Origin of the sequence: Thalassolituus sp. UBA2009, assembly GCF_002335285.1 — a bacterium.
Lineage (GTDB): Bacteria > Pseudomonadota > Gammaproteobacteria > Pseudomonadales > Oceanobacteraceae > Venatoribacter > Venatoribacter alkanivorans.
Window position 1 is genome coordinate 35,787 of record NZ_DDCJ01000141.1, and the last position, 19,250, is coordinate 55,036.

Annotated in this window: 19 protein-coding genes; 7 read left to right on the forward strand and 12 right to left on the reverse strand. The window is 54.9% G+C overall.

The features are described 5' to 3' along the window. Nucleotides 1-140: 140 nt before the first annotated feature. The 10 genes from fnr to ccoN form a co-directional block, all read right to left on the reverse strand. Nucleotides 141-908, reverse strand: a complete 768-nt coding sequence (gene fnr / locus B3P58_RS16905; RefSeq protein WP_145468256.1) for a fumarate/nitrate reduction transcriptional regulator Fnr — start codon at nucleotides 906-908, stop codon at nucleotides 141-143. A gap of 85 nt (nucleotides 909-993) precedes the next feature. Further along, nucleotides 994-1,656, reverse strand: a complete 663-nt coding sequence (locus B3P58_RS16910; protein WP_225692545.1) for a sulfite exporter TauE/SafE family protein — start codon at nucleotides 1,654-1,656, stop codon at nucleotides 994-996. After that, nucleotides 1,653-1,847: a cbb3-type cytochrome oxidase assembly protein CcoS gene (ccoS, locus tag B3P58_RS16915; protein ID WP_145468260.1), complete on the reverse strand. Its 195-nt coding sequence runs from the start codon at nucleotides 1,845-1,847 to the stop codon at nucleotides 1,653-1,655. The genes B3P58_RS16910 and ccoS overlap by 4 nt, the downstream gene beginning before the upstream one ends. A 3-nt stretch (nucleotides 1,848-1,850) precedes the next feature. Then, nucleotides 1,851-4,295: a heavy metal translocating P-type ATPase gene (locus B3P58_RS16920; protein ID WP_286719223.1), complete on the reverse strand. Its 2,445-nt coding sequence runs from the start codon at nucleotides 4,293-4,295 to the stop codon at nucleotides 1,851-1,853. Beyond that, on the reverse strand, nucleotides 4,292-4,792 hold the full coding sequence (locus B3P58_RS16925) for a FixH family protein (protein ID WP_186435854.1): 501 nt from the start codon (nucleotides 4,790-4,792) through the stop codon (nucleotides 4,292-4,294). Before B3P58_RS16925 ends, B3P58_RS16920 begins: the two co-directional genes overlap by 4 nt. A gap of 136 nt (nucleotides 4,793-4,928) precedes the next feature. Further along, entirely contained in the window at nucleotides 4,929-6,335 is a 1,407-nt protein-coding gene (ccoG, locus tag B3P58_RS16930; protein ID WP_145468266.1) for a cytochrome c oxidase accessory protein CcoG, read from the reverse strand. A gap of 209 nt (nucleotides 6,336-6,544) precedes the next feature. After that, nucleotides 6,545-7,468 carry a cytochrome-c oxidase, cbb3-type subunit III gene (gene ccoP / locus B3P58_RS16935; RefSeq protein ID WP_230330925.1) on the reverse strand — a complete coding sequence of 308 codons (924 nt, stop codon included), beginning with the start codon at nucleotides 7,466-7,468 and terminating at the stop codon, nucleotides 6,545-6,547. Between the two features lie 2 nt (nucleotides 7,469-7,470). After that, a complete protein-coding gene (locus B3P58_RS16940) occupies nucleotides 7,471-7,647 on the reverse strand; it encodes a cbb3-type cytochrome oxidase subunit 3 (protein WP_145468270.1) in 177 nt (58 codons plus the stop codon). A gap of 5 nt (nucleotides 7,648-7,652) precedes the next feature. Further along, entirely contained in the window at nucleotides 7,653-8,258 is a 606-nt protein-coding gene (gene ccoO / locus B3P58_RS16945) for a cytochrome-c oxidase, cbb3-type subunit II (protein ID WP_222428554.1), read from the reverse strand. Between the two features lie 16 nt (nucleotides 8,259-8,274). Then, nucleotides 8,275-9,708: a cytochrome-c oxidase, cbb3-type subunit I gene (gene ccoN, locus B3P58_RS16950; protein ID WP_145468273.1), complete on the reverse strand. Its 1,434-nt coding sequence runs from the start codon at nucleotides 9,706-9,708 to the stop codon at nucleotides 8,275-8,277. Nucleotides 9,709-10,079: 371 nt separating this feature from the next. Between ccoN and B3P58_RS16955 the strand changes: the two genes are divergently transcribed. The 6 genes from B3P58_RS16955 to B3P58_RS16980 all read left to right on the forward strand — a co-directional run bounded on the left by B3P58_RS16955 (nucleotide 10,080) and on the right by B3P58_RS16980 (nucleotide 16,862). After that, entirely contained in the window at nucleotides 10,080-10,715 is a 636-nt protein-coding gene (locus B3P58_RS16955) for an alpha/beta fold hydrolase (protein WP_286719227.1), read from the forward strand. A gap of 151 nt (nucleotides 10,716-10,866) precedes the next feature. Beyond that, nucleotides 10,867-13,230 carry a TonB-dependent receptor domain-containing protein gene (locus B3P58_RS16960; protein WP_286719229.1) on the forward strand — a complete coding sequence of 788 codons (2,364 nt, stop codon included), beginning with the start codon at nucleotides 10,867-10,869 and terminating at the stop codon, nucleotides 13,228-13,230. A gap of 232 nt (nucleotides 13,231-13,462) precedes the next feature. After that, nucleotides 13,463-14,086: a PepSY-associated TM helix domain-containing protein gene (locus B3P58_RS16965; RefSeq protein WP_286719231.1), complete on the forward strand. Its 624-nt coding sequence runs from the start codon at nucleotides 13,463-13,465 to the stop codon at nucleotides 14,084-14,086. Between the two features lie 10 nt (nucleotides 14,087-14,096). Then, nucleotides 14,097-14,636 carry a DUF2271 domain-containing protein gene (locus B3P58_RS16970; protein ID WP_286719233.1) on the forward strand — a complete coding sequence of 180 codons (540 nt, stop codon included), beginning with the start codon at nucleotides 14,097-14,099 and terminating at the stop codon, nucleotides 14,634-14,636. 13 nt (nucleotides 14,637-14,649) lie between these two features. Beyond that, nucleotides 14,650-15,477 (forward strand): DUF4198 domain-containing protein, encoded by an 828-nt coding sequence (locus B3P58_RS16975; RefSeq protein WP_286719235.1) that lies wholly within the window; start codon nucleotides 14,650-14,652, stop codon nucleotides 15,475-15,477. A gap of 2 nt (nucleotides 15,478-15,479) precedes the next feature. Next, a complete protein-coding gene (locus tag B3P58_RS16980; RefSeq protein WP_286719236.1) occupies nucleotides 15,480-16,862 on the forward strand; it encodes an NADPH cytochrome P450 oxidoreductase family protein in 1,383 nt (460 codons plus the stop codon). A gap of 122 nt (nucleotides 16,863-16,984) precedes the next feature. Here B3P58_RS16980 and B3P58_RS16985 read toward each other — a convergent pair whose 3' ends face one another. Both B3P58_RS16985 and B3P58_RS16990 read right to left on the reverse strand, forming a co-directional pair. Further along, on the reverse strand, nucleotides 16,985-17,452 hold the full coding sequence (locus tag B3P58_RS16985) for an REP-associated tyrosine transposase (protein ID WP_286719237.1): 468 nt from the start codon (nucleotides 17,450-17,452) through the stop codon (nucleotides 16,985-16,987). Between the two features lie 553 nt (nucleotides 17,453-18,005). After that, a complete protein-coding gene (locus B3P58_RS16990; protein WP_145468287.1) occupies nucleotides 18,006-18,287 on the reverse strand; it encodes an antibiotic biosynthesis monooxygenase family protein in 282 nt (93 codons plus the stop codon). A 112-nt stretch (nucleotides 18,288-18,399) separates the two neighbouring features. Here B3P58_RS16990 and B3P58_RS16995 point away from each other — a divergent pair, with 112 nt between their 5' ends. Further along, the gene (locus B3P58_RS16995) at nucleotides 18,400-19,140 is read left to right on the forward strand and encodes an SDR family NAD(P)-dependent oxidoreductase (protein WP_286719239.1); all 741 of its coding nucleotides are present in this window, start codon (nucleotides 18,400-18,402) and stop codon (nucleotides 19,138-19,140) included. Nucleotides 19,141-19,250 lie beyond the last annotated feature (110 nt).

Below are 19,250 nucleotides of genomic sequence, written 5' to 3' on the forward strand. Positions count from 1 at the left end.
CTGTTCAGCCTTTATTCTGGTAAAAGCATTTCCCGTACCAGAGGGCGTTGCATGAGTGTTCATAAGCAGAAAACAGGCATAAGAGGGCAGGCATAAAAAAACCGGCCTCTGGCCGGTTTTTTTGCTTACGGGTGAGCGGCTTACTCTTGCGGGTGAGCGGCACACTCTTTTTCAGTATTCAGACCGGCCAGTTCATACAGCATATCGGGGTCCTGCAGAATCACTTCTTTCCCCTGGGTCTCGATCAGACCGTTTTTCTGGAAGCGGGTAAACACGCGGCTGATGGTTTCTACCGCGAGGCCCAGATAGTTACTGATATCCACCCGCGACATCGGCAGGCGGAAATGACTGGCCGAGAAACCACGACGGGAATAACGCTGGGAAATATCAATCAGGAAAGAGGCCACGCGTTCTTCGGCGTTTTTCTTGCTGAGCAGCAGCATCATGTTCTGATCATGACGGATTTCGGTGCCCATGGTACGCATCAGCTGCTTACGCAGATCCGGCAGGTCATCGGCCAGACTGTCGAGTTGCTGCAGCGGAATTTCACAGACGGTGGTGGTTTCCAGCGCTTTAGCGGTTAACGGATAGTTGCCGTTATCATAACCGGCCAGACCAACCAGCTCAGAGGCCAGATGAAAACCGGTAATCTGTTCTTCGCCGTTACTCGCCAGAGTGTAGGTTTTCAGGGCACCGGTGCGTACGGCAAATACGGATTGAAACGCTTCGCCCTGCTGGAACAGCAGCTGACCTTTCTGGATCGGACGGCCACGGCGGATGATATCGTCGAGGCGCTCCATATCGGAATCGTTCAGGGACAATGGCAGACACAACGCATTCAGTGAGCAGGTCTGGCAGTGTGGTTGAGTGCCCCGCAGTGGAGCAGGCGCAACATGTGTCGTTTTCATGACTGATTCCTGAGTGAAACCCCGGTGTCGGAGTAAGTAACAAGTGCAGCAGTTGCGGCTATGTTCGGCATTAGCGCGCGATCTGTCAAGAAAGTAACCAGACCGATGCTGCCGTCCACAAACCAAATCCGATCAGTAATCCCCCGGCAACCTGACGCACGCGGTTGTTGCTCAGAAACGGCGTCAGTACATTGGCCGCCAGTGTGCTGGCAAACAGGGCTGGCAGGGTACCCAGACCAAAGGCGAACATCGCGGCGGCTCCCAGCAAAGGCTGGCCATTTGCGGCAACCCAGCTCAGCGTGCTGTAAATCAGGCCGCAGGGCAACCAGCCCCAGAGCATGCCCAGCCACAGACGATCTATCGCACGCGGAGATTGCATAAAACGGCGGGTCAGAGGCTGCAGGTATTTCCAGATTCCCTGGCCCAGTTGCTCAATACGGGTCAGCATCAGTGACCAGCGGGCAATATAGAGCCCCATCAGTATCAGCATCAGCGCGGCCAGTGTCCGCAAGATCAGCATCAGCCACTGGTGCTGGCTCTGCAGCCACAGACCTGCGCTGGCGACTATCAGCCCGGCGATGCTGTAGCTCAGTATGCGCCCGGTGTTAAACAGCAGCGTCACCCGGACACGCTGAGTTCCGGCGCTGCTGCCAATAGCCGCAGCAATACCACCGCACATCACCAAACAGTGGCTGGAACCAAACAACCCCAGCAGAAAGGCGGTCAGCAGCGACAGGGGCTCAATCATGGCTTGTCAGAAGGGGTTTGATCACTGTCGTCCTGACGGCGATTTATCGGCTCATCGTCATCAAACAGAATGCGGTGGGCGGGGGATTCCATGTCTTCAAACTGGCCGCTCTTCACCGCCCAGAAAAAGATCAGCACGGCAATGCCGATCAGCAGTAAAGACAGCGGTACCAGGATGTAAATGATATCCATCGATCAAACCTCAGAGGAGTCAGGAGCCGGCAGGCGATTCAGGCGCAGGGCGTTGGTGACCACCAGTAACGAACTGAATGACATGCCAATCGCAGCGGCCCAGGGCGGAACAAAACCTGCCGCTGCCACCGGTAATGCGATGAGATTGTACAGCAAAGCCCAGCCGATGTTCTGAGCAATAATACGGCGTGTCTTGGTGGCACCATCCAGAGCGGTCAGTAAGGTTTCCAGACGACCGTTGGTAAGCATGGCATCGGCGTTGGTCTTAGCCAGATCGGTGGCTTCGTTAACGGCCAGAGCAATATCAGCACCGGCCAGTACCGGCACATCGTTAATGCCGTCGCCGACCATCATGACCCGCTCACCGGCCTGCTGCCAGGCGCGCACTGCGGCCAGTTTCTGTTCTGGCGAGACGCCGGTCTGCAGGTCGGTAATGGCCAGTGCATCCGCCACCACCTGACCGGATGCGCCGGGGTCGCCGGTCAGCAGAGACACGGCGATACCGCGTTGTTGAAGTCCGCTGACAATCGACGCGGCGTTGCGGCGCAGGCTGTCATTCAGGCGCACCCAGGCCAGCGGTTGCTGATCACTGGCGAGCAGCAGCCACTGGCCAGCGGCCTTGTTGTCGGGCTCCGTCAGGGGGGCAGCTGGCCAGGCATAATCGGCGCGGCCAAAGCGCAGAGTGTGCCCGTTCCACTGGCCGCTGATGCCCTGGCCGGCGGTTTGTTCTGTGTTCTCTACGGCAGCCGCTTTGATGGTGCGGAAGGCACGGGCAATCGGATGGGTTGAGTGTTTCTCAAGGCCGGCGATCAGGGTCAGCAGCTGAGCTTCATCCAGATCCGCCAGAGGTTCGACCTGCTCCAGGGTTAATTTGCCCTGGGTCAGGGTGCCGGTTTTATCGAACACCACACGGTTAATCTGTGGCAGAACTTCCAGCACATGGCCTTTGCTGATTAACAATCCGCGTTCGCGCAGTGCGGCCGTGGCGGCTGTCAGAGCCGTTGGCGTAGCCAGTGACAGGGCGCAGGGGCAGGTTACAACCAGCACGCTGAGGGCGATGAAAAAGGCGTGTTCATCGCCTTGCAGCCACCAGAAGGTAAAGACCGAGCTGGAGATGATCAGCACCGCCGCAACAAAGTGGCTGGCAATTTTGTCGGCCAGCAGCGCAGCGCGCGGTTTTTCCTGCTGGGCGCGGTCCATCAGACGCATGATGGTCGATAACTGCGCTTCGGCGCCGGTCGCGGTGACCTTCATCAGCAGCGGGCTTTCAACGTTAAACGTACCGCCGATCAGGCGATCACCGGCTTTCTTGCTGATCGGCAGGTATTCACCGGTCAGTGCGGCTTCATCAACCGAGCTGCGGCCTTCGATCACCACTCCGTCAGCGGGAATGGCATGGCCGGGTTTCAGGCGCAGCATGTCACCAATACGGATGTCTTCACTGGCAATAACCTGCTCAACACCGTCGTCACCAACCTTTAACGCAATATTGGGCAGCAGCGTCAGCAGATTATTACCGGCTTTCCCCATCCGGTGACGGGCGCGCATTTCGAGAAAACGGCCAAGCAGCAGGAAGAAAGTGAACATACAGACCGAGTCAAAATACACCTCGACGCCCTGATTCATGGTGCTCCAGATGCTCGAACAGAATGCCAGCACAATGGCCAGCGATACGGGCACATCCATGGTCAGATGGCGGGTGCGCAGATCACGCAGGGCGGCAGTAAAGAACGGCCGGGCGCTGAACAGCACCACCGGCAGGGTCATGACCATTGAGGCCAGGCGCATAAAAAATTCGTATTGCTCAGCCATGCCCACATACAGAGGCACCGCGAGCATCATCACCTGCATGGTGCCGATACCGGCAACCGCGAGACGGCGGATCGCCAGTTTACCCTCGCGATGGCGCTGCTCTTCCTGTTCAGTGGCAGAAAACGGCGAGGCTTTGTAGCCCAGGCGGTAAATCGCCTCGGCAATACTGGATACGGCAATCTGGTCGTACTGCCAGCGTACCACCAGGCGGTGGTTGGACAGGTTAAGTACAGCGTTTTTTACGCCCGGCAACTGGCTGATACGGTGCTCAATCAGCCAGGCACAGGCGGCACAGCTGATGCCGTCGATGATAAACGTGGCTTCCGCTTCGCCTTGCTGGTTGCCGCTCAGATGGGCGACAAAGCGCCGCTGCAGGGCTTCGCTGTCATACAGGGTGAGGGATTCGCGCGCCGAAAGATCGCTGTCTTCCAGTTCAGCCGGCGACAGTTCCGGCAGTTCGGTGCGGTGGCGGTAATAGTCTTTCAGGCCACTGGCGACGATGGTTTCGGCAATGGCTTTGCAGCCCGGGCAGCACATCGGCTGCCGTTGGCCATCAATCAGGGTTGACCAGCGCTCACCTTCGGTGGTGGCTTCACCACAGTGAAAACAGCGCTCTTGGGCTGAATGGGCATTCATTTGGCGTGTAAGTTAATAACCTTGTCAGCTTCAATCAGTTCGGTACCACGGATACGCCACTGCTGTTCGTGGCTGAGCAGCCAGATATGGCGGCGTTCCGGCAATACCAGTTCATTGACACCGGCATAGTGGCCATCGCCCAGGCGTTGCAGCAGCACGGTCAGGTCACGTTCCTGCAGGGTAGGGTGAATCAGTTGCAGTTGCAGGGTTGCAGGTTCTTCATCCAGATAGCCGTTCAGGGCCAGGTGGATTTCGTTTTCGCTGAACGTCAGATCGGCCTTGATCTGCAGGCGGGCAGCATGGGCATCGGCTTCGACGTTTTCGGTGTAGCTGACGCCGTCTTTGTAGTAGCTGTCGCTGACGAGGGAATCCTTGGATTCAAGGGCCAGTGTCAGCATCACAAAACCCCAGCAGATAGCCAATAGCGGAAGGCCCGCAACCAGCCACACCATGGGTTCTTTGTACCAGGGAGCGTGTTCTTTGGATTCGGTGTTCATAGACTTCTCAATCGGCATCGGGCGGGATAAAAAAAACCGCCCAAGTTTAACCACTTGGGCGGTCAGTCTCCAGTTTGGATTTGTCAGATTCGCTGACACGGGTCATGGTTTCGCGGAGGCGAATCTTTTCCTCAGATTAATTGCGTGGGGCAATAAAGCGGCTTTCTTCGCGTGCCACTTCTTCACCGGTATCGGCATCGGTGATGACGAATTCAATATCCACTTTACTGGCTGGCATATGCACTTCTTCCGGATCAATTTCGATGGTCAGAAGCACTTCTTTCAGCTCGTTCACACGCAGAAACTGAGTGGTTGGCGCATCCATCTTCATACCTTCCAGACCATCCAGGCTCAGAGTGTAGGTTTTTGGGCTTTGCGACATGTTGATCAGCTTCAGCGTATACGCATTGGTTACGGTGTCGTTGGCGGTCATCTGATAGAGCGCGCTGCGGTCACGTTCAATATCCAGCTTGAACGGTGTGCGGGTGCCGATGGCGTACATGAATGCGCCCATCATAATCAGCAGCAGTGCGGCATAACCGACCAGACGCGGACGGAAGAAGTGAGTCTTTTTACCTTCCAGCTCATTTTCGGTGGTGTAACGGATCAGACCCTTCGGCTTATCCAGTTTTTCCATAATGGAGTCACAGGCATCGATGCACAGAGCGCAGCCGATACACTGGTATTGCAGACCATCACGGATATCGATACCGGTCGGACATACCTGCACGCACAGGGAGCAGTCAACACAGTCACCAAGCTGGGTTGTGTCGCTTTCTTCCTTGGCTTTTTTGCTGCGTTTGCCACGTGGTTCACCACGGTTAACATCGTAGGAAACAGCCAGGGTATCCGGATCGTACATAACCGACTGGAAACGTGCATAAGGGCACATATAAATACAGACCTGCTCACGCATCCAGCCGGCATTGATGTAGGTGGCCGCGGTAAAAAACGCAATCCAGAATAAACCCCAGCCACCGATGTTCAGGGTGAAGAAATCCGGTACCAGTTCGCGGATCGGGGTGAAGTAACCGACGAAGGTTATGCCGGTCCAGATGGCGATAATCATCCACAAAGTATGCTTCAGGGCTTTTTTGCGGAATTTGCTCGCGCTCATCGGTTCTTTGTCGAGTTTCATGCGGGCGTTGCGGGTACCTTCGGTACGCTCTTCAATCCACATAAAAATAAATGACCAGGCCGACTGCGGGCAGGTGTAACCACACCAGATACGACCGGCAAGGTTAGTAATAGTGAACAGGCCAAAAGCGCAGATAATTAACAGCCACGACAGCAGCATAAAATCCTGCGGCCAGAAGGTAATACCAAAAATATGAAACTGGCGCGCCGGCAGATCGAACAGAATGGCCTGTCGGCCTTCCCAGTTAAGCCAGGCACTGCCGAAATAGCCGAGCATTAACGCCCACAGCGACCATGTACGTAATTTCTGGAAAAAACCCTCAATTTCACGAACGTAAATTTTCTTACGTTTTTCATACATGCTTTGGGTTTTTGGTGTGACATCTTTGACCGGAATATTACTCATAACGGCAAATCACCTTGGTTGGATGTGCATGACGGCGCTTTGCGAAACCAGAGACGGAGCAGGGCCCCACAGCGCTCTATATAACGCGGCAATTATATAGCTTGTTGCCTGTCGCTATAACGAAAAAAGCGGCTTTAAGCCGCTTTTTTCTGTTTTTATTGCCTTAGCTCAACCCCGGTTAGTTTTGCCTGACCGGGGTCTTGCTGCGCTTACTGCTGATGAGACAGCGAGTAAACGTAAGTGGTCAGCAGGTGGATCTTGGCTTCAGCGTTGTTGCCAAGAATTTCCAGATGCGCTGGCATTTTACCGTTACGACCATGCTTCAGAGTGAACTCAATCTGCTTGGAAGAACCGCCATATAACCAGATATCGTCAGTCAGGTTTGGTGCACCAACCAGCTGGCTGCCTTTACCATCTGCACCGTGACAAGCCATACACAGTTGCTGGAATTTAGGCGCTGCTTTTTCAGCGGCTTCTGCATCGTGCTTCAGGCCAGACAGGCTGCGAACGTAGTTCACCATGTCAGTGGTACCTTCTTCACCCAGTACTGCACCCCATGCAGGCATCGCGCCCTGACGACCGTAAGTCAGGGTGTGCTTGATGTTCTCAGGAGCGCCACCGTACAACCAATCGTTATCGGTCAGGTTAGGGAAGCCCTGAGCACCTTTGGCGGTAGAGCCGTGGCACACAGCACAGTTGCTCTTGAACAGGCGCTGGCCGGTTTGCAGGGCGTCTGCGTCTTTGACCAGTTCTTCAACCGGAGTAGCGGTGTACTTGGAGTACAGTGGTGCGATGTCAGCATCGAACTTCTGTACTTCAGCTTTCCACTGGTTGGTAGAAGACCAGGCAACCTGTTCGCCGTCGACTTCAACAGTCAGCAGGCCGTTAACGTTGCCCAGGCCGTACACGCCCAGATAGCCAAAACCAAACACGATGGTTGCCCAGAACATAAATACCCACCAGCGTGGCAGCGGGTTGTCCAGTTCCTGAATACCGTCGTAATCATGACCAGTAGTCTGGTCAGTTTCATCTTTACGCTGGCCGCGGCTGGTGTACATGATCAGTACGCCGCAACCAATCATGGATCCCAGTACGATGACCGCGACCCACACTTGCCAGAAAGTGCTTAACATATTTATTTACTCCGATCTTTATCGTCGTGCGCCGGCATTTCTTCGTTTTCGAGAAATGGAATCTGAGCGTCGTTGTCAAAACGCTTTTTACGGCTGGAGCCATAGGCCCACCAGAGTATGCCGAGAAAAGCTATCAGGGCGAAAACGCTGCCCAAACCGCGCACGTCGTTAATATCCATGGGATTTACCGTTTAGTGACTACAGTGCCCAGGTGCTGCAGATAAGCAACCAGAGCTTCGATTTCACGTTTGCCATCAACGGCCTCTTTGGCACCTTCGATGTCAGCATCGGTGTACGGTACGCCGACCATACGCAGAGCTTCCATTTTCTTCGGAGTCAGGCGGCCATCGACCTTATCTTCAAACAACCATGGATAAGACGGCATGATGGACTCAGGTACAACGTCACGTGGGTTGTACATGTGTGCACGGTGCCACTCATCAGAGTAACGGCCACCAACACGTGCCAGGTCAGGACCGGTACGCTTGGAACCCCACAGGAACGGGTGCTCGTATACCGATTCACCAGCAGTGGAGTATGGGCCGTAACGCTCGGTTTCTGCACGGAACGGACGAACCATCTGGGTGTGACATACGTGGCAACCTTCACGGATGTAGATGTCACGACCTTCCAGCTGCAGAGCAGTGTAAGGTTCCAGGCCTTCAACCGGCTTGTTGGTGTCGTTGTGCCAGAACAGTGGAACAATTTCCGCCATGCCGCCCCAGCTCAGTGCGATGACAATCATCACCACCATCAACGGCAGGCTTTTCTCAATATTGTCGTGCTTAATCATGTTTCAGTACTCCTTAAGCCTGTGCTGCGACTGCGTTGCCAGCTTCTTTCTTGGCCGCGCGAACAGTCATGAACACGTTGTAAGCCATGATCAGCATACCGGTCAGGAACAGTGCGCCACCCAGTACACGAACCACATAGCCGCCATGAGAGGCTTCTACGGATTCAACGAAGCTGTAGGTCAGGGTGCCGTCAGCGTTAACTGCACGCCACATCAGACCCTGCATGATGCCGTTTACCCACATCGCAGCGATGTACAGTACGGTACCAATGGTGGACAGCCAGAAGTGAACGTTGATCAGTTTGATGGAGTGCATGTCACCGGCTTTGCGGCCGAACATGATTGGGATCAGGTGGTACAGGGCACCGATAGATACCATGGCAACCCAGCCCAGAGCACCGGAGTGAACGTGACCAATGGTCCAGTCAGTGTTGTGAGACAGCGCGTTTACGGTCTTGATCGACATCATCGGGCCTTCGAAGGTAGACATACCGTAGAAAGACAGAGATACAACCAGGAAGCGCAGGATAGGGTCGTTACGCAGTTTGTGCCATGCACCAGACAGCGTCATCATACCGTTGATCATACCGCCCCAGCTTGGTGCCAGCAGGATCAGAGACATAACCATACCGGAAGTCTGAGCCCAGTCAGGCAGAGCAGAGTAGTGCAGGTGGTGAGCACCGGCCCATACGTAGATAGAGATCAGGGCCCAGAAGTGCACGATGGACAGACGGTAAGAGTAAACCGGACGGCCAGCCTGCTTAGGCACGAAGTAGTACATAATCCCCAGGAAGCCTGCAGTCAGGAAGAAACCTACCGCATTATGGCCCCACCACCACTGGATCATGGCGTCAATAGTACCGGCCCAGATGGAGTAAGATTTGGTCAGGGATACCGGTACGGCCAGGTTGTTACCCACGTACAGGATCGCAATCATGATCATGAAGGCTGCGAAGAACCAGTTGGCAACATAGATGTGGCTTTCTTTACGGATAGCCAGCGTGCCGAGGAAGTTCACAACATAAGAAACCCATACCAGAGTTACCAGAATATCGATTGGCCATTCCAGCTCAGCGTATTCCTTGGTAGAGGTCAGACCCATTGGCAGAGTAATAGCCGCTGCAACGATCACGGCATTCCAGCCCCAGAAGGTGAAGCTTGCCAGGGTGTCTGAGAACAGACGCGTACGGCAGGTGCGCTGCACAATGTAGTAAGAAGTTGCAAACAGTGCAGAACCACCGAAAGCAAAAATAACCGCATTGGTGTGCAGCGGACGTAAACGACCGAAAGACAGCCAAGGGGTATCAAAGTTCAGTGCAGGCCAAGCCAGCTGGGCAGCGATAAGTACACCGACCGCCATGCCAACAATGCCCCAAACTACGGTCATGATGGCAAATTGTCTTACCACCTTGTAGTTGTACTCGGGATGGTCAAATGCTGTGCTCATGATCAGATTCCATTTAACAGCGAGGATTGAGGGTTAAAAAAATCGGCGCAATTATGGTGTTTGATGCTGTTATTTGCAATCAAACACCGGAAAAACACCAGATTTTACAGCAGGTTATCCTGCTTTTATGGAGCTTATGAACAGCTAACTGAGAACGTCTCTCACCATCGTGCTGATGGTTTGCTCCAGCAAACAGCCCACACTCTCTGCCGCTACAGAATAGCTGTAAGTTATCCTGATAACGGTTGAGCAAATCATAAGGAAGTGGCAACCGTGAATCTTGATATAGCGCAAGAAGCACTGGGGACGGGAAATACAATTGCAAGTCATGCGACAATTTTCCCTGAAGGCCATGTCTGAACGGAATTTAAATGAACAAAAAATACACAGAAAATGGTAATTCGCGTGATCCGTTATTTATTTTCGCCCATGGCGCCGGTGCCGGCAGTGACAGCGAATTTATGCAACGGATGGCAGAATTGATTGCCGCGCAGGAAATCTATGTCGTGCGTTTTGATTTTCCTTATATGGAACAGCGTGCCATTGACGGTAAACGCCGCCCGCCACAGCGTATGCCGGCACTGCTGGACGATTACCGCGCATTAATCCGCCAGTTGGATCGTCCTTGTATCATTGGCGGAAAATCCATGGGCGGGCGGGTTGCTTCTTTATTAATACAGGAAGCAGAAAAAAATGCCGGCACCGATATCCGCGGTTGCGCCTGTCTGGGGTATCCGTTTCATCCGCCGGGTAAACCTGAGTCGCTGCGCACAGATCATCTGCAACAGTTGCAGCAACCTCTGCTGATTGTGCAGGGCACGCGTGACGCATTGGGCGATAAAGAAGAAGTGGACGGCTATGCCCTTGATGCTGCACTGCAGTTGTTGTGGCTGGAAGACGGCGACCATGACTTAAAACCGCGTAAAAAATCCGGCTATAGCCATGAACAGCATATGCAGCACGCTGCGGCAGCGGTGGCGGCCTTTGTTCGTTCCCGGGTGCAATAACCGGCCAGACAACACAAATGAGATTTAATTTCTTATCTAAATAAAAACTATTCGTAAATGTGTTTTGTTCTTGTTAGCATGCCGGCGTTTTTGATGGGCTTGTCAGAAAAGCCTGATTTATGACCAGCATGTTTTAACAGGGGATAGCACAATGATCAGACCGACTCTCTGGCGCCAGGCCGTTTTGCCAGCCGCGATTGCCTTGGCCGGTTTTTCTGCGCAAGCGGAACAGGCAGAAAAAAATCCGGTAGACCTCAGCAAAATGGTGGTATCAGCCGCTGGTTTTGAGCAGAAGGTCGTTGAAGCACCGGCCAGTATTTCTGTGATTACTCAGGAAGATCTGCGCTCCCGTCCTTATATGACTCTGCTGGATGCCGTGCGCGAACTGGAAGGTGTGGATATTGGTGAAACCCGCGATAAAACCGGCCAGGGTTCGGTCAGTATCCGTGGCATGGGAGCGGATTACACTCTGCTGCTGATCGATGGCCGCCGCCAGAACAACCACGGCGATATTTACCCGAATAATTTCGGCGGTAATCAGTTCAACCATGTTCCGCCACTGGATGCGATTGAACGTATCGAAGTTATCCGTGGCCCGGCTTCAACCCTCTACGGTGCCGATGCGCTGGGTGGCGTGATTAACATCATCACCAAAAAAGTCACTGACGAGTGGGCGGGTTCTGTCACGATCGGGCGCTCATTTCAGGAGCAGGACGAATACGGTAATGACACCACTGCCGATTTCAGTCTGATGGGTCCGGCGATCAAAGATGTACTGGGTATTGAGCTGCGCGGCAGTCTGTACCAGCGTGACGCCTCCGAACCTGAATATGAGGATGTCACCGATCCTGCCGGCGTCAGCCGTAAGCGTACCCTGGGCTTTGGTTCCGGCGGCAAAACCACCGATAACACCAACACCAATCTGGGCTTTGGCGTGAACTGGAAACCGGCCGCCAATCAGACCCTGACGCTGGATATCGATCAGTCAAAACAGACCTACGACAACAAACCGCTGGCGGATGGCACCTTCCCGCTGGGCACGGTCGACAGCATTGACACCATCTGGCGTGCGCGCGGTGGTCAGGTGCAGCCACGGGTCGGTTACGCCAAAGATCAGGAATTTACCCGTGATCAGTGGGCCATTGCCCATGAAGGCGAATGGTCATTCGGCAGCAGCTGGGTGTCGCTGCAGCATATCGCCACCTCTAATGAAGGGCGCACGGTGCCTTTCTCGGTCGCTGAGCGTGAACTGCTTCAACAGATCTACGACGGCACCGGCGCTTATACCGGCCTGAGCGTCGATGAGCGCAAAACCATCGCGGCTGAGACTTTCCTGCCGCGTCCGAAACGCACCATGGAAAGCAGCCAGTACACCCTGGATGCCAAGGTGGATATGCCAGTCAACGATTTCTATGGCCATCACCAGGTCGTGGTTGGCGGTCAGGTGATTGTCGCAGAACTGAAAGACGGTGTGTTTGGTCTGGAAGGGGGCGATGCCGGCAGCGAAACCTCCGACTTCACCATGTACTCGCTGTTTGCTGAAGATAACTGGTCGATGCTGAATGATTTCACCCTGACCACCGGTGTGCGTTACGACAACCACGATGTCTTCGGCAGTAATGTCAGCCCGCGCCTGTACGGTGTATACAATCTTGATCTGAGCTGGACCGTCAAAGGTGGCGTATCGACCGGTTATAAAACCCCGAAAACCACCGACTTGTTTAACGGCATCACCGGTTTTGGCGGGCAGGGCACCAGTCCGTTTGCCGGTAACCCGGATCTGGAGCCGGAGAAAAGCGTCAACAGCGAGCTGGCGCTCTACTGGGAAGCGACCGAAGGTGGCCATAACTTCAATATCACCGCCTTCCATAACAAGTTCAAAGATAAGATCGCCAGCGGCGACCGGGTACCAACCTGTGCCAGCACGAACGGCGCCAAGCCGTGTGTGAATCTGGGTGAGTACGAAACGCTGAACTACACCACCTACAGCCAGAAAATCAATATCGACGAAGCGCTGGTGCGTGGCGCTGAAGTAGCGGCCCGCTGGCAAATGAGTGAAGCGCTGTCATTGCGTGCCAACTACACCTACACCGACAGCAAACAGCTGTCCGGTAATGAACAAGGCCAGCCGCTGACCAACAGTGCCAAGCACATGTCGAACCTGACGCTGGGCTGGGACATCAGCGACAAAGCCAACGTTTATCTGACCAGCGAAACCCGCTCGTCACGCTTCCGTGATGTGGATGAAGACGGCAACGCGCTGTACTTCAAAAACTACAACGTACTGCACCTCGGTGCGTCGTATGAAATCAGCACCAACCTGAGCGTTAACGGTCGTATCAACAACCTGCTGGACGAAGACTTCACCACTTATCAGACCCGTTTTCAGGATGGGGTTGAGGGTGATGCCGCCGACGGTGATTACGATGACGACGGTGAAATCACCTACATCGACGATTACAACAACAAAGACAAACGCCGCAACCTGTGGCTGGGCGTGAACTACCGCTTCTGATGCTATTACCGCCACCGCCTGCGTAAGCATACGGCCCCATTCGGGGCCGTATGCTTGTGTCGTTTTTGTTTCGCTGGCTTCTGGCTGCTTCTGCCGGGAGGTAAGAAATATTATTGAGTGATAAGTGAATAGAAATGTAAATTCGCTAATGCTAATTGTTCGTATTTGCGGCTTTCCTGCTAGAATGCTGCCCATCTAACGCCGTCTGAGCCCTGCCTGTGATGTATCCCGGATGATCCGATCTTTATCTGCCCGCCTGCCGGTATCGGGCATCGTTTTTGGCAGCCTGCGCCAGTGGCACTGGATCAGCTCCGCCCTCTGTCTGGTGGGCATGATTCTGTTTGCCTTTACCGGCATCACGTTAAACCACGCGGCGGACATCAAGGCGGAACCGGTGACGGTAACGCTGGAAACCGAGCTGTCTGCCACCTTGCTGAAAACCCTGTCCGGGCGCAGTGCCGGGCCATTACCGCTGGCGCTGCGCCAATGGCTGCTGCAGGAACACGGCATCAGCGTGCCTGCGGCGGACGCCGAATGGCAGGGCAATGAAGTGTATCTGGGCATGCCCAGACCCGGCGGTGATGCCTGGTTGAGCATTGAAACCGACAGCGGAGTGCTGCTTTACGAGCGCACCGAACGCGGCTGGATTTCGTACCTGAACGACCTGCATAAAGGCCGCAATACCGGCCCTCTGTGGTCATGGTTTATCGATATTTTTTCGCTGCTGTGTCTGATTTTCTCACTCAGCGGTTTATGGCTGCTGGTGCGTTACGCCCGCCAGCGCCCATCCACCTGGCCGTTGGTGGCACTGGGCGTGGTTATCCCGCTGCTGATCATTATTTTGAGCGTGCATTAAAGGAATGAATATGAAGAACCCGATACCGCGTTCGCTGCTGCCGGCGTTGCTGCTGGCCGCAACACAATGCGTGACTGTGCAATCGGCAAGCGCCGCCGAGCTGAGCCTCGCGGTCGAAATACCGCAACTGAACGTCGCTGAATATCACAAACCCTATGTTGCCATCTGGATTGAAAACAACAGCACCAGAGCCGTCACTAATCTGGCCGTTTGGTACGACGCAGAAATGCGCAATAACGAAGGCGAAAAATGGCTGAAAGATATGCGCCAGTGGTGGCGTCGCAGCGGCCGCACACTGCAGATGCCGGTGGATGGTGTTACCGGCGCGACCAAAGGGCCGGGTCAGCATCATCTGCAATTCCACTTCGGCAGCGCGCCTCTGCATGAACTGGCCGAAGGTGATTACACCCTGCGGATAGAAGCCGCGCGTGAAGTGGGCGGGCGCGAAGTGGTCGATATTCCGTTCAGCTGGCCGCCAACCAAAGCCGCTACTTTCACCGCCAGCGGCAGCACCGAACTGGGTGCTGTGGCTGTAAGCATTAAACCCTGAACAGGACACCAACATGTTGAATAAAACCCCATTCAAACCATTCTTTGTCGCCGCGTTGGTGTTGGGCAGTGTGGCCGTACAGGCACACCGCGCCTGGATCGTACCGCAGGAAACCGTACTGTCCGGCGAAAACCGCTGGGTCAGCTTTGATGCCGCGGTTTCCAACGACATCTTCCTGGCCAACTACAACCCCGGCCGCTTCGCTGGCGTGCAGGTGCTCAACCCCGACGGCAGCGCCGGTCAGGTTGAAAACCTGCACACCGGCAAATACCGCAGCGTGTTTGATCTGCCGTTAACACAGGAAGGCACCTATCGCCTGTTTATCGCCTCATCCGGTCTGCGTGCCTTGTGGGAAGAAGACGGGCAGCGCCGCATGTATCCGGGCCGTGGTGAGCAATACAGCGCCGAAGGTTTTGCCAAAGCTGTCCCGGAAAACGCCGACAAATTAGTGGTATCGCAGGCGTCCCGCCGTATGGAAACCTTTGTCACCCTGGGCGCGCCATCCCGCAACGCACTGGCAGCCAGCGGGCAGGGACTGGAGCTGGTGGCCGTCACGCATCCGAACGATTTGTTTGCCAGCGAAGAGGCCAGCTTCCGTTTTCTGATCGACGGTGAAGCCGCGCAGGGTGCCGACGTTACCCTGATCCGCGAAGGCACCCGCTACCGCAATGCGCAGGAAGCAATCACCCTGAAAACCAACAGCAAAGGTGAAATCACCGTACGCTGGAACGGCGCCGGACGTTACTTTCTGGAAGCCGAATACAAAGACAATAAAGCGCAAAAACCCGCCACCGAACGCAGCGGCAGCTATGTGGCCGTGCTTGAGGTTCTGCCGGACTGATCATGATCTCTCTGCAACCCTGGGGGCAGGCCAGCCTGCTGATACTTGGCTGGTGCCTGCTCGCCCTCTGGTGTTTTCGCGCTTCCCTGCGGCAGCGCTGGCACAACCGCCGCGCTGCTCATTCTGATTTGCCTGCAACCCTTGTTGCCTATGCCAGCGAAGGCGGCACGGCAGCCGCACTGGCCGGGGATTTAGCGCAGCAGTTAGAGCAGGGTGGTGAGGCAGTTAGCCTGCTGCCTCTTAACCAGCTGAGCCGGCAGCAACTGGCTGTCAGCCGTCGCTTACTGATCATTGCCAGCACCTGTGGCGATGGTGAAGCGCCGGCCAACGGCCAGCATTTTATCCGCCGTCTGCAGCACAGTCAGCGGCAGGGCCAGCATGTTGTGCAGGATGTACGCTACGCCGTGCTGGCTCTGGGCGACGACGACTACCCACAGTTCTGCGCTTTTGGTCTGCAGCTGCACAAACAGCTGCAACAGGGCGGTGCGCAACCCATGTTTGCGCCACTGTGCGTTAACCGTCTTGAGCGCCGGTCTATTGAGCAATGGCAGCAGCAACTGGCAGAGCAGGGATTCTCGGTGGCTGATACTGCGCAAGGCTGTGATAGCGCCAAAGAAGAACTGACGCTGGAGCAACGGCTGTGGTTAAACCCCGGCAGTCCGGGAGCTGCTTTGTATGAACTGCATCTGAGTAAGCCGCAACACAGCCACTGGCAGGCCGGAGATATTGCCCGCTTATGGCTGGCCGGCCGTTACCGTGACTACAGCATTGCCAGCCTGCCAGAAGAGAATCATCTGCGCCTGCTGGTGCGTGAACAGCACCACGATAACGGCGAACCCGGACTGGGCTCCGGCTGGTTGTGCCAGCAATGGCAGCCCGGCAGCACAAGCCTGTTCAGCGTGCGCAGTAACCCTGCTTTTCATGCGCCGCCAACGGCTGTGCCACTGATACTGATCGGCAATGGCACCGGCCTGGCCGGACTGCGTGCCCACCTCAAACAGCGCAGCCTGCAAAACTCACAAGCCCCTTGCTGGTTGCTGTTTGGTGAACGCAGCCCGGAACATGACCGCATCTGGCAGCAGGAACTCGACCACTGGTATCAGAGCGGCGTACTTACTGAGCTCGACCGCTGTTACTCACGCGCCTCCGGCGCTGCAGAACTGCCCGCGCTGTGCGGACGAAGCCACCGCGGCTATGTGCAACATGCGCTGCAACGTGAACAAAAACGCCTGCGGCAATGGCTGAAACAAGACGCGGCGATTTATATCTGCGGCAGTCGTGATGGCATGGCCAGCGATATCGATCAGCTGCTGCAACAATGGCTCGGCAAACGTGCAACCGAGCGCCTGCAACAGCAGGGGCGTTACCGTAAAGACGTCTATTGATAAAGACTAAAACCAGCAAATGCAGGTGCGGTCGGATAAATATTCGTAGGAGCGGGCCATGCCCGCGATCATGCATATGCCGCGATTCGGGCAAAATCCGCAATAAAATCCCGGCCTGTGATTCACATCCAGATTGCATCCCAGAATGGATACTCCCCAACTCTGCGTACCAATCCTGCACGCAGAGGATTTGCCACAACGTATCGAGCCAGTGGCAGAATATCGTCTTCACAGCGCACAGCATGGTCATGAAATGCCGGTGCCCAGACACGCCGCTTACAACCGGCTTGCCTTACTGCCCGTGCCGAAGATGATTTCATCGCTCCTACCAGTCGGGACAGCCCGGCATCATCACCTGGCTGTAGTAACCAATGAACATGATCCGGCATTAATACCCAGGTCATTACCCGGGATTTTTTCAACAATGATGGCTGCAGAAATGCCTGAATAGCAGCTCTTGCATAACGCCATTCAGAAAAAATACGTTCCCGATCAAACGTACTGGTGGTGATCAGATACACACGACCTGTCTCGGAAAAACGTCCGATACGCAGTTGTTTATGGCCTGTGAATGGATGGAATTGCGGCATACCACACTCCTTGTGGCTGAGCTTAAACAACCTACCTATAACATAACCTCTGGCGTAATTCGCGGGCATGGCCCGCTCCTACGAATATGCTCCGATTAACCAAAGAATAATCGACGCATATACCGATATACCCCGCAGGAGCGGGCCATGCCCGCGAAATGAAACACCGCTCATATCTGAAAATGTCGCCTTTCCCGTAGGAGCGGGCCGTGCCCGCGAAATAAAACGCCGCGCATATCTGAAATGTCGTCTTTCCCGCAGGAGCGGGCCTTGCCCGCGAAATTACTGCAGCGGGAACGGCATTTTTGCAGTGATAACTAACATCACGACTGAAAGTCGTTCCCACAGGTGTTATTCCACAAAGGTTATTCGCCGCGTCATCTCACTCACTTCATTCCCCAAAAAATTCTCGCTTTCGCAGAGTGCGGCTTTTAAAACAACAATGCCTAAAACAACAATGCCCGCCCTGAAAACAGGGCGGGCATTGCTGGTTACTCTCTGTGTCACTGCTGGCTGTCAGGCCGGGCATGTCAGAACAAAAACAGATCGTTCATCACACCGTCAGCAGGGTAATTTTCTCTTCATCTACCAGAATCGGTTTAATTGCCGCCAGCAGAGCCGCACGCTGCTCGGTATGCTTCCACATATCCCACGCCTGTTCGCTCTGCCAGGTAGTAATAATCACCCGGTGGGCACTGTTTTTCATATCGATATAGTTAACACCGGAGGTATAGCCCGGTGCTTCAACCATCGTGCGCAGCATGGTTTTCATAATCTGCTCATAGGTGGATTCCATACCCTCGGCAATATTGCGCTCGATAATCACCTTAATCATGCGGATGTTCCTTACTCTGTGTGTCTGTTTCCAATAAGGTAGAGTCGCTGCCGGTTGAATGCAATGCGGCAGCCCGCTTTAAACCGCAAAAAGAAATAAAAAAGGACATAACATGCGCACATTGTGGATTGCCGGTAGTGGCAGCGAAATTGCCAAAGCCTTAATTGAGCACTGGCAGAACCAGAATCAGGGACAGGTTCAAGGGCAAGGGCAGACAGGCCAGACCGTGCGCGTAATCAGCAGTGGCCGCGGACCAGACTCCGCCGCCAGCGCCCATTGCCAGACCGATACCCGCGAGCCGCACAGCGTGGCCGAGCTGCAGGCCTTTATCCGCCGTGAAGGCACCCCCGATGCTGTCATCGTCTGCAACGGCATACTCCATAATCCGCAAAACGGCCCGGAAAAATCCCTGCAAGAACTCAGCGCCGACTGGCTGCAGCACAGCCTGCAAAGCAACGTGATAAGCCATATTCACACCGCTCAGGCGCTGGCTCCCTTTATTAAACGCGGCAGCCAGCTGCGCTGGTTATCGTTATCGGCCATGGTCGGCTGCATCAGCGACAACCAGCTGGGCGGCTGGTACAGCTACCGCATGAGCAAGGCCGCGCTCAATATGTTTATAAAAAACCTCAGCATAGAATGGCAGCGCAAAGCGCCGAACTGCCTGGTTGCCGCCGTACACCCCGGCACCACCAACACCGGCCTGTCGGCACCGTTTCAGCAGAATATCGCCGCCGGCAAACTCTACACCCCGCAACAAACCGCGCAGCGCATCAGCGACGTATTGCTTAATTTACAACCAGAACAGCACGGCCACCTGCTGCACTGGGATGGTAGTGTGCTGCCTTATTAACCCGCCCAAAATCAGGGATAGGCATTGACGAAACACTCAGTATAATCACAGCCCAAAAGCAGTAACGCCTGTAAGGACACGGAATGCCTATACCAAACTTCCAACAATGT